This is a genomic window from Pseudomonas sp. M20, assembly GCF_045037865.1.
Taxonomy (GTDB): Bacteria; Pseudomonadota; Gammaproteobacteria; order Pseudomonadales; family Pseudomonadaceae; genus Aquipseudomonas.
The window spans coordinates 4,024,733-4,039,165 of record NZ_CP173611.1; the positions used below are offsets into that span (position 1 = coordinate 4,024,733).

Below are 14,433 nucleotides of genomic sequence, written 5' to 3' on the forward strand. Positions count from 1 at the left end.
ATGGACAACCCCATAGGCAACCGCCCCCTGATGTTGCGCTACTTCTTGCTGGCCGTCGGCTGGCTCAGCGTGGCATTGGGGGTGATCGGGATTTTCCTGCCCGTCCTGCCCACCACCCCTTTCCTTCTGCTCGCCGCGGCCTGTTTCGCGCGCAGCTCTCCGCGTTTCTATCAATGGCTGGTCGAGCATCCCCGGCTGGGGCCATGGATCCGCGATTACCTCGATGGCAACGGCATACCGCTCAAGGGCAAGGTCTACGCGATCGGGCTGATGTGGGCGAGCATTCTGTTCTCGTGCTACCTGGTGCCACTGCCGTGGGCGCGGGGGTTCATGTTGACCAGTGCGGTGCTGGTGACGGTTTACATCCTGCGCCAGAAAACCTTGCACAAATCCTGATGCACTCAAGTCGACCATTCATCTGAAAACAAGGCTCACCTGTCAGATATGACAGTAGGCAACACCCCCCGGCAGGTGTGTGATAGCCCAACACCTACTTGCCGGCCGGTCATGGCCAGGAGCGCGCCATGGATTCTCAATCCGCTATAGACATCCAGTCTGACGAACTTATTGAAACCCTCAAACTGTTTCCGGCTTTCATACCTGGCTTGGTAACGCCGGTGGAGCCTTCTGATCTCGCCCACGGAGGCGTTGGCAGACATCTTTTTGTCGGCGAACCAAAACGCCTGCCGTGTGTGGTGGATCCATGGTCTGCACTGCAACGCCGGAAAGCCCAGCCCATGGCCGCGTTCGATACGGTGAAGTTGTATGTCAACAGGACGTTTGTCGACAGTTCCACTGTCCTTGAGGGTGACGAAAGCAAACGAGTCCTACTCTTCGCACGCCAAGGATCGTTTGTAGATGGCGTCAACGAAATCCAGTACGAGGTGGAACGACTCAGTGGTAACACGGAGTCATCGGATATTTTGCGTGTGCTCTATCACCAGCGCCCCCATGCCAACCTTGAGCTGGTGATTCCGCCTGAGGTGATTGCCAAGGGCGTGACCCCTGAACTGGCTGCGCAAGGAATCAAGTTCGAGTGCAGATATGTACCGGTGGAGCTTCATGATGCCTTGTCTCTGAAAATCGCCGACAAAAGGTTCCCCATACCCGTAACCGACCCCACCAAGCCGCTGACGATAACGCTGTACACCGCTGACCTCATCGACATCATCGACGGCACCGTTCAGGCCTGGTTTACGGTCGAAGATCAGTTGAACAATTTCGCGGAGTCTGCAATCCAGACGCTCGAGATTCGTCTCGCCCAGAAGGACCTGATCAGCACTCTCGTGTTAGTGCCGTCTGAGAATCCGATCGCTGTGCCGATCGATCCGAATGGAGTCATCACTCGATTTGAAGCTAAAGCGGCAAATGTGGGTGATGTTGTCGAACTACAGATGCTCAACCCATTACCTGGCACTCCACCGGCTGCTCCACTTAAATTGAACAAGAACCTGCGCGCGAACTTCAACCTTAGCCAAGCGTTACTAACGGCACATCAAGGCAGAGTTCTCAGACTTCAGTGTGTACTGAACAACAATGGCGCGGAGCACACCTCTCCCATTTTACGCGTGAGGATACCTGCACCGCTGCTGGACCTGAATTTCAGGGATGCACCCTATTCAGCGGTAACGGATGGCCTGCTCACGGACATCAGTCTCGAACTGTTGAAGAATGGCAGTCCTCAGCCTGGGCAAAACGTGGTGATCACCCTTCCCGTCGGCTTTGCCTACGGCGATGGCGGAACCGGCTCACGCACATTCACCACTGATAGCCTGGGCATCGTCACTGTCGGGGACGTGCGGACACCGAGCGTGATAGACAGCTACACGTTGACTGCCAGCAGCGAAGGGCAAACGGCTACGGCGACGGTAGAGGTGGAACATCCGGGCGTGGTTGACTGGATAGAGATGAACAGCGCGCCAGTTAATATCGTGATAACACCCGACGGCAAGCACCTTTACGCACCTCTTGCGTCCATCAGTACTGTCGCTGTCATTGATACACAGAAACTTCAAGTCATCAGAAACATACCCGTAGAGATTGGGCCGCAGACTATTTCTATCAGTCCCGATGGAACACGCGCCTACACCACGAACCGAAACAACAACGTTTATGAAATCGATATAGGTCAGCAAGCAGTCACCCGCAGACTCTCGGTTGGCAGCGAACTCGCCTTTGTCTCGGCGGTGAGCCGTGATAGCTCAAAAACGTACATCAGCACATGGGAATACGAAAAACTTCATGTTTGCGACGCGAAGACAGGGGCGAAAATCAAGGAAACCAATCTGCACAATAGGCCTTCATGGTTGCACTTCAGCAACGATGGCAGACGCCTATATGTCGCACTCAACGGCACCCCTGACAGACTGGACATCCTCGATGCTGTCAGTCTCAGTGTGATCAGACAAATCGGCCTGCCTTCAGGATCAAACCCCATTCACGTGGCTTCCAGCAACGATGAGCGTTTTGTATATGTCGTGCTCTACTCCAAAAATGAGGTTGCCGTTATCGACACGGCATCGATGAGTGTTTTGAAATACATCCCGGTTGGAAGCTTCCCCTACGCGATCGTAACTAACAGTCAAGGGACGCTTGCCTACGTCACGAACTTTTTACCCGGCTCGGTCTCGGTGATCGACCTTTCACGTCAAGAAGTGGTTGGCACCCTGCCATTGGGCGGAGGAACCGCGTACGGCATCGCTTTGAGCCCTGACGGGCGCAGAGCATATGTGTGCAACACCTCCAACAGCCGGATTGCTGTGCTGAGAATCGGCTGACGGACCGGGGGTGCTGAATAATCTGGAGTAGCCGGTTGACGCGGGCACGGGGAAAAGCGCTGGTTGATGCCGTGACAATTCTGGCCCCTTCGCGAGCAAGCTCGCTCCCACAGGGAAACGCATTCCAAATGTGGGAGCGAGCTTGCTCGCGAAGAGGTCACTGAAGTCAGCGCAAATCGCCTTTTAAACTCAGGCGTTTAAAAGACACCTTCAGACACGCCTTTCAGGCTACAAATTCTTGCGCCATTGCCTACAGCTACGCCAGAATCCGCCGGCTTGTGCGCCTTGGGCTCGGGTTCTATTGTGGGTCGGTCGCTGACGAATCAGCGATCGGGTTTAGCGATCCGATACCCTACAGACGCTCAATCCCCAGTCTCAATTGCAGCTTTGTCTATCTGCACTTGGCGTCATGGTGGCTGTGCGTGGGAGACCTTCGGGTCTACCCGGGGTTTCTGTGACCCGGATCGCTAACCTGCGTACAGCCGCCACCTTTACTTGTTTAGCGATGAGCCGTGGCGGCCAAATCAACCACGGAGTCTCACCATGATCAAACCAACACCCAACCCACCCGAAACCGACCTCGCCTCCCCCTACGAATCCCTCGATTCAAAAAAGCTCAACGACGCCGCCGAGCGCGCCCTCGACCACTATCTCTGCCCACCCGGCTCCATCCCACCGCCCCGAAAAACCCGCCGGATGTACGCCGTGACCGCAGACTTCAAAAACGAAGAACTGCTGGCCGATGCCAGCGAAACTCTCGCCTCAGCCAGAACCATCGCTCATGACTTCGCCCACCTCATACCGGCGTCGCAGCGCAGGACGCTATTAGGGATCGCGCAATTGATCATGCTCGGGGAGCTGGCGGTGAATCGGGTGATGGATAATCTGGAGTTGCCGGGTGACGCAGGCGTGATCAACCGCTGAGTTATTCGGCGTCAGATCTGGCGCATTCGCGAGCAGGCTCGCTCCCACAGTGACCGCGTTCCAATGTGGGAGCGAGCCTGCTCGCGAAGGGGCCAGAATGAGCAATGCCATACCATCAGACAGAAAAAACCCGCCGCCCCATCAACCGGGGCGGCGGGTTTTGTCGTTTCCGGCGTCGCTTACACCGTGTCCACCTTCAACGAATGATCATTCAACATCCCGCTGATGATCGTTGCCGTGTCATGCCCCCCGGCAACCACCCCGCCCGCCCCCGGCGTCACGCCGTAATGGCTGGCGAGGTTGACGCCGGCCAGGTCAATGGTCTGGTTCGGTGTGGCACCGGCCATGGCGCTGACGTCGATGCTGGTGAGCACCGAGGCGCCGCTGCCACTGACGGTGAAGTGCAGGTAGTCGTCCAGCGAAGCGGTGGTGCCGTTTTCACCCTGCAGCAGTTGCGACAAGTCGAGTTTGTCGGTGCCGGGGGTGAAGTCGGTGATCAGGTCATGACCGCTGTTGCCTTTGAGCCACTGGAAGGTGTCGGCCCCTGCGCCACCGGTCATGGTGTTGTTGCCCATGCCGCCAATCAGCAGGTCATCACCGCCGCCTCCGTTGAGGATGTCGTTGCCCAGACCGCCGTTGATCACGTTGTTATTGTTATCGCCGGTCAGGGTGTCGTTGAAGTTCGAGCCGACGAGGTTTTCGATGCCGGTCAGGGTGTCCGTCCCCGCGCCGATCGTGTTTTGCGCACCGAGCAGGCCGAGGTTGACCGTCACCCCGGCGGTGGCGTGGGCATAGCTGGCGGTGTCGCTGCCAGTGCCGCCGTCGAGCAGATCGTTGCCCGGGCCGCTGTAGAGCAAGTCGTTGCCGGCGCCGCCGTGCAGTTCGTTGTTGCCTGAACCTGCGCTGAGCACATCATTGCCATCGCCAGCGTTGATGATGTTGTCGCCGGTGCCGGCCACCAGCACGTCATCCCCCGAGGTACCGGTGAGGGTGTGGCCGTCCTGATAGCTGATGGACACGTTGGCGGTGTCGCTGCCGCCATGGTTGTCGTTGGCGGTGTAAGTGCCGTGGAAGTCCGGGGTGATGTCATGCGCCCCGGCGTAGTTGAGGGTCATGGTCAGTTGATAGTTTTCCGCCGCGTTGGGGTTACCGCCGCCGCTGGGATTGGTGATGTTGGTGATGTGGATCTGGTAGACCCCGTCCGACGTCGCGGTGAGGGTTTGCCCGTCAGCCAGGGTTGTGTAGGCGCCACCGTTGATCGAGTACTCCATGCTGACGTGACCGGCCGCCAGGTTGTGATCGAGGTTGAGTGTTTCGCCCTGGCGCAGGTTGACGGTGATGCGGTCTTCATCGTTGGCGTTGCTGTTGGTCACCGCACCGAGATAGCCACTGACCACCAGCACGGCAGTCATTGTCGCGGCGTTGGCACTGAACGAATTACGCACGTTGGCCAGGTTCTGGTTGGCGGCGGTGTTGACGTTGGTGCCGGTGAAGTTGATCGCACCGGTGCCGGTGAAATCCGCCGCTTTCGAGATCCAGCCGGTGTTGAAACTGGTCGGCGTGGCGTTGAGCGTATCGCCGTTGGGGTCGGTGTCATTGGCCAGCAACAGCTCGCCCGGCACGACGATATTGCCCGACAGCACGTTGGTGATGACGTGGTCATCGACCGCCACGGGCGGCGCATTAGGGATCACTTTCACGGTCAGCGTCGAGCTGGCGAGATCGCCGTCATTGTCGCTGACGGTGAAGCCGATGTTTTCGGTGATGACCACCGCCGTGGTTTTCTGCGAGGTGTAGGTGTAGTCGCCGCTGTCGAGGTTGATCAGCAGTGTGCCGCCATTATTGGTGGCGATGCTCAGCGTGTTGTTGGCGGTGTTGAAGGTGCCGTGATTGATGCCGCCACTTGGGGTCAACGAGCCTTGGCCGCTGAGGGCTTTCGGATCGTAGGTGTAAGTGGTGCCGTCAACCACGATGGACTTGATGAAACCGCCATCGGCGCCAAAGGTGCCGCCCTCGCCCAGCAACGAACCGGTGACCGGCGCACCCTGTACGGTGCCGGACAGCACCGAGTTGAGTTGATTGAGATCGGTGACCACCACCGCGTTGGTGTTGGTGTGGCTGATGCCGTCATACGCCAGCGGGTCGAGGTTGGCGTTGCTCACGCCGCTGCCGAGGCCGATCGCGTAGTTCTTGATGTTGTTGGCATCGAGGAAGTTTTTCAGCGCGGCTTCATCAGCGGCGTTGATGTCGCCTTCGTTGGGTTTGCCGTCCGAGAAGAAGTAACCGACGTTCTGCGCCCCGGTGAGTTTGCCCGAGGTGTTGAAGGCGGTTTGCATCACCGCCACCGCGGCGTCGTAGTTGGTGCCGCCACCCGCCGTCAGGCCGGCGAGAATCGTCTTGGCGGTCGCCACATCGACCCACACCGAGGTTCGGTCAGTGGCGTTGCTGCTGAACGTGACGAGCTGGACTTTGACATCCCCGAGGTCGTCGTACTTGTCGAGCAAGGCGCTGATTGCCTGCTTGGCCAGCGCCAGCCGCGACAGACCCGGCACACCGGAGGCGTCGGCCATACTGCCGGAGATGTCGAGCACGATAAGCAGGTTGGAATCGATCTCCACTGCCGCCACCGAGCGATCGGAGGGCAGCGCTTTTGGTACGTCATCGACGATGTTCACCACAAGGGTGCTGGTGGTGCTGTTGCCCAGTGCATCAGTGGCTTTGTAGGTGAAGCTTTCGCTGAGGGTGTTCGCCCCGTCGTTGGCGCTCGGCGAGGTTTTCGGCGCCGAAGTCAGCGTGTAAGTGTAGGTGCCGTCGGCATTGAGCTGGATCTGCCCGTAGGTGCCCGTGGCGCTGCCGACCAGGGTGTAGGTGATCGCGCCAGTGCCGCCAGTGACCGCACCAACCAGCGTGCCGGTCGCGGTTTCACCGGTGTTGCTCGGGTCGCTGCCGGTGACCGTACCGGGGGCCAGATCCGCGCCGTCCTTGCTCAGGTCGAGGGCTTTTTCATAGACCGTCACGTCCTGATCGACCGAGGCCACCAGTTTGCTGTCGGCGACGTTGATGGTGATGGTCGTGGTGCTTTCATCACCGTCGCTGTCGCGGATCGTATAGGTGAAAGTGTCGGTGGCGCCCGGTGGGCTCACCGAGTTCGGGTTGCTGTGATAGACAGCGTTGCCCGCCGCGTCGAGGGTCAGGTAACCGAAGTTGCCATTGATGTTGCTATTGAGGCCGCCGATGGCCGAAGTGCCGGTGTTGCTGCCGGCGCGCACGCCGACCACAGTGGCGGCGCCATCGGCACCGCTGATGTCATTGCCGAGCACACTGACATTGACCGTTCCGCCCTCGGCCACCGAACCGGTGTCGGGTTTGGCGGTCGGCAGATCATCGATGATGTTGACGTTGATCTGACCATTGGCAGTGCTGCCATCGGTGTCGGTCGCCACCACGTTGAAGTTCTCGGTGAGGCTGTTGGCACCGTTGGCGTTCGGGTGGGTTTCGTTGTCGACCAAGGTGTAGCTGTAACTGACGACACCGGTCGCCGGGTTGTAACCGGTGACGGTGAAGGTGCTGCCCAGCGGCGAGACGACCGACTGTGGGAAGCCTGCGGCGACACCGTTGGTGACCACGGTGATGCCGCCCACAGTAAGGGTTTGCAAGCCATCGAGCGCGGTGACGGTAAAGGTGCCGCTTTGGGTCAGCGCCGGGTTGTTGGGACTGGTGCCATCAACGAGGTTTTTCTCGTAGACGGTGAGTTCGCCGCCATTGACGTCGAGGCCGTTGAGCACCACCGGATCGTCATTGTTGTGGATGTTCAGCACCAGATTGGCGGTGCTGGTATCGCCGTCGGCATCGGTCAGGGTGTAGGTGAACGTCTCGGTGCCGTTACCGCCGCCGTGCAGGTTTTTGAAGTCGGCATCGTTGGGGTTCAGCGTGTAGGTGTAAGTGCCGTTGGCATTCAGCACCAGCGTGCCGTAAGTACCAGTGAACGTGCCGGCGGTGATCGGCCCGGCATTCGGTCCGGTCGCGACCACGTCGGCGCCTTGTACATCATTGCTCAGCACATTGCCGGTCAGGGTCAGTTGCGTTTCCGAGGCCGTGTTGGCGTTGCTGTCGTTCACGGCTTTCGGCACGTCATCGACGATGCTGACAACAATGGTGCTGGTGACGATGTTGCCCAGTGAATCGGTGGCCTGATAGGAGAAGGTTTCGGTCAGGGTGTTGGCGCCATTGTCGGCATGTGGCGTGGTGCTCGCCGGCGAGGTCAGCGTGTAGGTATATGTGCCGTTGGGGTTGAGGACGATCTGCCCGTAGTTGCCGGTGGCGCTGCCGACCAGCGCGTAACTGATGGCGCCGACCGCACCGGTGACCGAGCCGACCAAGGTGCCGGACGCGGTTTCGCCGGTGCTGGTCGGGTCACTGCCGGTGACCGTACCAGCGGCCAGATCCGCGCCGTCCTTGGTCAGGTCGAGGGCTTTCTCGAAGACCGTGACGTCGGTGTCGCTGGTCGCGCACAGCTTGCTGTTGGCGACATCGATGGTGATGGTGGTGGTGCTTTCATCACCGTCGGAATCGCGCACGGTGTAGGTGAACACATCCACTGCGCCCGGGCCGTTCACGACGTTGGGATTGCTGTGGTAGACGGCGTTGCCGTTGGCGTCCAGGGTCAGGTAGCCGTAGGTGCCATTGATGTTGCTGTTGAGGCCGCCGATGGCCGAGGTCGAGGTATCGGAGCCGGCGCGCACGCCGACCACGGCACCGGTCACGGCCGGGCCATCGGCGCCGCCGATGTCGTTGTTCAGCACGTTGCCGCTGACCGTGCCGCCCTCCGCCACCGATGCGGCGTCAGGGTGGGCGCTGGGCAAATCATCGACGATGTTGACGTTGATCTGGCCGCTGGCCGTGCTGCCATCGGTGTCGCTGGCAACGACATTGAAGTTCTCGGTGATGCTGTTGGCGCCGTTGGCGTTCGGGTGAGTTTCGTTGTCGACCAGGGTGTAGCTGTAACTGACCACGCCGGTGACTGGGTTGTAACCGGTGATGGTCAACGTGCTGCCGAGCGGCGTGACGATCGATTGCGGGAAGCCTGCGGCCACGCCACCGGTCACCACGCTAATACCGCCTACGGTCAGGGTTTGCAGGCCGTCGAGGGCGGTGACCGTGAAGGTGCCGCTTTGGGTCAGCGCCGGGGCGTTGGGGCTGGTGCCGTCACTGAGGTTTTTCTCGTAGACCGTCAGCTCGCCGCCGTTGACGTCAAGGCCATTGAGGTAGACCTGATCGTCGTTGTTGTGAATGTTCAGCACCAGGTTGGCGGTGCTGGTATCACCGTCCGAATCGGTGATGGTGTAGGCGAAGTTTTCCGTGCCGTTGCCACCGCCGTGGAGGTTTTTGAAGTCAGCGTCGTTGGTGTTCAGCGTGTAGGTGTAGGTGCCGTTGGCGTTGAGGACCAAGGTGCCGTAAGTGCCGGTGAATGTGCCCGGGGTTACCGGTCCGCTCGGTACGCGATCGGCGCCTTGCACGTCATTGGTCAGGACATTACCGGTCAGGGTCAGCAAGGTTTCCGATGCGGTGCCGGTGTTGGAATCGTTCACGGCTTTTGGCAGGTCGTCGACGATGTTCACATCGAGGGTCGCGTTGGCGGTGGTGCCGTTGTCATCGACCACGGTGACGGCGAACTGCTCAGGCAGGTTATTCGTGCCATTGGCATTTGGATGCGCTTCGTTGTCGACCAGGGTGTAGCTGTAACTGACCACGCCGGTGGCGGCGTTGAAACCGGTGATGGTCAGTGTGCTGCCCAATGGCGTGGTGACCGATTGCGGGAAACCTGCGGCTACACCGTTGGTGACCACGGCGATGCCGCCGACAGTCAGCGTGGTGACACCATCCAGTGCGGTGATGGTGAAGGTGCCGCTTTGGGTCAGCGCGGTGGAATCCGGCGCGCTGCCGTCAGTGAGATTTTTCTCGTAGACGGTGAGCTCGCCGCCATTCACGTCGAGGCCGTTGATGATCACCGGATCGTCGTTGTTGTGGATCTGCAGGACGAGGTTGGCGGTGCTGGTATCGCCGTCGGAATCGGTGATCGTGTAGGCGAAGGTTTCCGTGCCGTTGCCGCCGCCGTGCAGGTTTTTGAAGTCGGCGTCGTTGGTGTTTAGCGTGTAGGTGTAGGTGCCGTTGGCGTTCAGGACCAAGGTGCCGTAAGTCCCGGTGAAAGTGCCCGGGGTTACCGGTCCGCTCGGTACGCGATCAGCGCCTTGCACATCATTGGTCAGGACATTACCGGTCAGGGTCAGCAGGGTTTCCGATGCGGTGCCGGTGTTGCTGTCATCCACAGCTTTGGGCAGGTCGTCGACGATGTTCACGTCGAGCGTGCCGTTAGCGGTGGTACCGTTATCATCGACCACGGTGACGGCGAACTGCTCGGGCAGATTGTTCGCGCCGTTGGCGGTTGGATGCGCTTCGTTGTCGACCAGGGTGTAGCTGTAGCTGACGACGCCGGTGGTGGCATTGAAACCGGTGATGGTCAGTGTGCTGCCCAATGGCGTGGTGACCGATTGTGGAAAACCTGCTGCTACACCGTTGGTGACGACGGCGATGCCGCCGACAGTCAGGGTCGTCACGCCATCGAGTGCGGTGATGGTAAACGTGCCGCTCTGAGTCAGCGCGGTGGAATCCGGCGCGCTGCCTTCAGGGAGATTTTTCTCGTAGACGGTGAGTTCGCCGCCATTCACGTCGAGGCCGTTGACGATCACCGGATCGTCGTTGTTGTGGATCTGCAGCACGAGGTTGGCAGTGCTGGTATCGCCGTCTGAATCGGTGATGGTGTAGGCGAAAGTTTCCGTGCCGTTGCCGCCTCCATGGAGGTTTTTGAAGTCGGCGTCGTTGGTGTTCAGCGTGTAGGTGTACGTGCCATTGGCGTTGAGCACCAGGGTGCCGTAAGTCCCGGTGAATGTACCGGCGGTGATCGGCCCGGCACTTTCGTTGGTCACCACGCGGTCGGCGCCCTGCACATCGTTGGTCAGCACGTTGCCGGTCAGTGTCAGTTGCGTTTCAGACGCCGTGCCATTGCTGTCATCAAAGGCTTTCGGCACGTCGTCGGTGATGTTCACGTCGAGCGTGCCGTTGGCAGTGCTGCCGTTGTCATCGACCACGGTGACGGCGAATTGCTCAGGCAGATTGTTCGCACCGTTGGCGGTTGGATGCGCTTCATTGTCGACCAGGGTGTAGCTGTAGCTGACCACGCCGGTGGTAGCGTTGAAACCGGTGATGGTCAGTGTGCTGCCCAAGGGTGTGGTGATTGATTGCGGGAATCCTGCGGCCACGCCGTTGGTGACGACGGCGATGCCACCGACGGTGAGCGTCGTTACACCATCGAGTGCAGTGATGGTGAACGTGCCGCTCTGGGTCAGCGCGGTAGCATCCGGTGTGCTGCCGTCGCTGAGGTTTTTCTCGTAGACCGTCAGCTCGCCGCCTTCGACGTTCAGGCCATTGATGACCACTGGATCGTCGTTGTTGTGGATCTGCAGCACCAGATTCGCCGTGCTGGTATCACCGTCCGAATCGGTGATGGTGTAGGCGAAGGTTTCCGTGCCGTTACCGCCACCGTGCAGATTTTTGAAGTCGGCGTCGTTGGTGTTCAGCGTGTAGGTGTATGTGCCGTTGGCATTCAGCACCAAGGTGCCGTAAGTACCGGTAAAAGTACCGGCAGTGACCGGGCCGGTTGGCACGCGATCAGAACCTTGCACGTCATTGGTCAACACGTTGCCAGTGAGTGTCAGCTGCGTTTCAGACGCCGTGCCATTGTTGTCATCAAAGGCTTTTGGCACATCGTCGGTGATGTTGACGTCGAGCGTGCCGGTCGCGGTGTCGCCATTGCTGTCGCCGGCAATCACCGTGAACTGTTCGCTGAGATTGTTCGCGCCGTCACCGGCCGCGTGGCTTTCGTTGCCGTTGAGGGTGTAGCTGTAGCTGACAACGCCAGTCGCCGGGTTGTAACCGGTGATGGTCAGTGTGTTGCCCAGTTGCGAGGTGATCGATTGCGGAAAGCCGATCGGCACGCCACCAACGATGACGTTGATGCCACCGATGCTCAGGCTGGTCAGACCGTCCGGCGCCGACACGGTAAAGCTGCCGCTTTGCGTGAGTGCGCCAGGATTGGCCGCCGAGCCGGCAGGCAGATTGGCTTCATTGAGATTGAGTTCGCCACCAGCCACGTTCAGGCCTGTGAGGGTCACCGGATTGTTGACCGGTGGCGGCACCACGACAGCCGGGGTGTCATCACCGTTGTCGATCACCGCGTTGTGGCGTTCTTCAGGGAATTCGGGAATACCGCCGAACCCGGCGGTGGGGAAACCGATGATCGGGTCGACCCGGCCACCGACCTCCGTCAGCAAGACGAAACTATGCCCACCACCCAACTCACCCGGCGCACCACCGGGTGCATTCGGGCCGGCGGCAGTAGCTTCAGCATTTTTAGTTGGGTCATCACCGGCGGCGATGGCTTTCTGGATCTGCTCAACGTCGGTCAATTGCGCGTCGCTCGGGGTCACTGCCTCAGCGGCATTTACATGCGCCGCCTGACCCGCCAGCAGTTCACCGGTCATGGTCATGCTGCTGCCGCGTCCGAGGGTCAGTTCCTGGCCATTTTGCAGATGAACGGCGACGGCGCCTTCTGCGCCGGTGATCAGTTGATCGCCGGCAAACAGGTGATCCCCCTCAACCAGTGCGCGCTTAGTGCCGTCGGCTGACTGGGCGAAAACCTGGCCAATGACTTTAGTGACTGTACCGATGAGCGTTGCCATGTGAAATCCTCCGCTGCCGACCACCGTCGGCACTGGTAAGCGAAGCAGCCCATGGCTCAATCGGGTTGTTGGAGGCAACGCGCGCACCTTCAACAGTTCGTTTCGCAGGCGGCTTTACTCGGAAACATCAGTGCTATCAAGCACTTCCGCATCCTGATCAAAGCAATACGCCCACTAACGCTACGTAACGGTGGTGAATCACCCGAGTGACAAAAATCTGTCGCTCATCAACCGCTACGCGTCCCTCCCCTTCAGCAGTACTTCGCCGTATGTCGCAAAGTGAGTGGAACTTTCCTCAAGCCTTCCTGCGCTCCCTAAAGCGCATAAAACAAAGGCTTTCATGCTGAACAATGTGCCGGTTTTTACAAAGCGCATAAGTTTTTTTCGGCATAAGCCTTATGAAAATTTTTTCTTAGCTACGCTTCAGGATGTTCTTAGCTCTGTTGTTACAAGAGTGAAACGCTTACACCTAAAAATATCGTCAAATATTTGGCGACAGTAACACACCATCAGGACTCAGGGAGATGCACCCATGCGCGTTCTAACCCCCCTCTGCAGCGCGGTTTTGCTGGCCATGGCTTGCACTTCCCAAGCCCAGGCCATGAACCTCACCGAAGCCATTCAAAGCACCATCGCCACTCACCCGGAACTGGCCTCGCGGGTGGACGCTCGCCTGTCGGCTGATGAACAAGTCAAAGTCGCCAAGGGCGGCTTCTATCCGTCCGTCGATTTGAACGCCGCGTATGGCCGTGGCTACAGCGACAACACCAACACCCGGGCCTTCGGTAATCACCACACCGAAATTCTCAATTACACGCAGTCCGAGCTGCGCCTGCGGCAGATGCTGTTCGATGGCTTCAATACCGCCAACGAAGTCGAGCGCACCAAAGGCGTGTCCAATTCGCGCGCTTACTACGCGCAAGGCACCGCCCAGGATCTGGCCTTGCGCACCATCGAGGTCTACCTCGAAGTGCTCAAGCGTCGCGAACTGGTGACCCTTGCCCGCAACAACTTGCAGGCACACTTGCGCGTCAACGATCAGATCGGTTTGCGCACCGAACGCGGTGTTGGCAGCACCGCCGACTCCGATCAATCGGTCGCCCGTAAAGCGCTGGCGCAGAACAACCTCGACACTGCTGAAGTCGATCTGTCTGACGCCGAAGCCAACTTCTACAGCGTGGTCGGGCGCATGCCCGATGAGCTGGAAACCCCGGCCTCGACCCGCGGCGAACTGCCAACCGAATTGCGTGAAGCCCAGCAGAGCATGGTCGACAACAACCCGTACCTGAAGTCCGCCCAGGCTGACGTGCAATCGGCCGAGAGCCAGTACGAAGTCGCCAAGTCGCCGTTCTATCCACGCTTCGACGCGGAAGCGGCCGTCGGCGCGAACAACAACGTGCAGGGCGATGAAGGCCACGACAACGAATGGCGCGTGGGTGTGGTGATGAACTACAACCTGTTCCGAGGCGGCAGCGACAAGGCGCGCCTGGCCTCCGATGCGCACCAGATCAACCAGGCGATGGACATCCGTAATAACGCCCTGCGTCAGCTCAACGAGAACATTCGTCTGGCCTGGAACGCTATGGTCAACGCGAAGAAACAAACCCCGACCGCCCGCGAATATGCCGAAACCACCAAACGCGTACGCGCCGCGTATCAGGATCAGTTCGGCCTCGGCCAACGCACCCTGCTCGACTTGCTCGACAGTGAAAACGAGCTCTACAACGCCAACCGTCGCTACACCGAAATCCGCTACACCGAGGAATATTCGATGTACCGCGTGCTGGCAAACATGGGCCAGTTGCTGAGCAAACAGCGGGTGGTGCTGCCAGCCGATGCGATCGCTGCGACCGAAGTGAAAAACGAAGCGCGCCTGCCCGAGCTGAAGTAACCAACGCAGGAGTTAGCTTTGCCCTGATCGTTCACACGCTCCGCGT

At 59.5% G+C, this 14,433-nt stretch carries 5 protein-coding genes; 4 read left to right on the forward strand and 1 reads right to left on the reverse strand.

Going from position 1 to position 14,433, the window contains the following annotated elements; all coding sequences use genetic code 11:
- From ACI514_RS17845 to ACI514_RS17855, 3 genes are all read left to right on the forward strand, one after another.
- Positions 1 to 396 (forward strand): YbaN family protein, encoded by a 396-nt coding sequence (locus tag ACI514_RS17845; RefSeq protein WP_160056688.1) that lies wholly within the window; start codon positions 1 to 3, stop codon positions 394 to 396.
- A gap of 128 nt (positions 397 to 524) precedes the next feature.
- Entirely contained in the window at positions 525 to 2,777 is a 2,253-nt protein-coding gene (locus ACI514_RS17850; protein WP_405122120.1) for a beta-propeller fold lactonase family protein, read from the forward strand.
- 543 nt (positions 2,778 to 3,320) lie between these two features.
- A complete protein-coding gene (locus ACI514_RS17855) occupies positions 3,321 to 3,701 on the forward strand; it encodes a DUF6124 family protein (RefSeq protein ID WP_405122121.1) in 381 nt (126 codons plus the stop codon).
- Between the two features lie 179 nt (positions 3,702 to 3,880).
- On the opposite strand, the gene ACI514_RS17860 is transcribed toward ACI514_RS17855, so the two are convergent.
- A complete protein-coding gene (locus ACI514_RS17860; RefSeq protein WP_405122122.1) occupies positions 3,881 to 12,496 on the reverse strand; it encodes a retention module-containing protein in 8,616 nt (2,871 codons plus the stop codon).
- Between the two features lie 532 nt (positions 12,497 to 13,028).
- Here ACI514_RS17860 and ACI514_RS17865 point away from each other — a divergent pair.
- Positions 13,029 to 14,387 (forward strand): TolC family outer membrane protein, encoded by a 1,359-nt coding sequence (locus tag ACI514_RS17865; protein ID WP_160056676.1) that lies wholly within the window; start codon positions 13,029 to 13,031, stop codon positions 14,385 to 14,387.
- Positions 14,388 to 14,433: the final 46 nt, after the last annotated feature.

Excerpts from the sequence above, each read along its gene's own strand:
- ACI514_RS17860 (WP_405122122.1), bottom strand. The coding sequence starts at position 12,496 with ATGGCAACGCTCATCGGTACAGTCACTAAAGTCATTGGCCAGGTTTTC.
- ACI514_RS17865 (WP_160056676.1), top strand. The coding sequence starts at position 13,029 with ATGCGCGTTCTAACCCCCCTCTGCAGCGCGGTTTTGCTGGCCATGGCT.
- ACI514_RS17850 (WP_405122120.1), top strand. The coding sequence starts at position 525 with ATGGATTCTCAATCCGCTATAGACATCCAGTCTGACGAACTTATTGAA.
- ACI514_RS17845 (WP_160056688.1), top strand. The coding sequence starts at position 1 with ATGGACAACCCCATAGGCAACCGCCCCCTGATGTTGCGCTACTTCTTG.
- ACI514_RS17855 (WP_405122121.1), top strand. The coding sequence starts at position 3,321 with ATGATCAAACCAACACCCAACCCACCCGAAACCGACCTCGCCTCCCCC.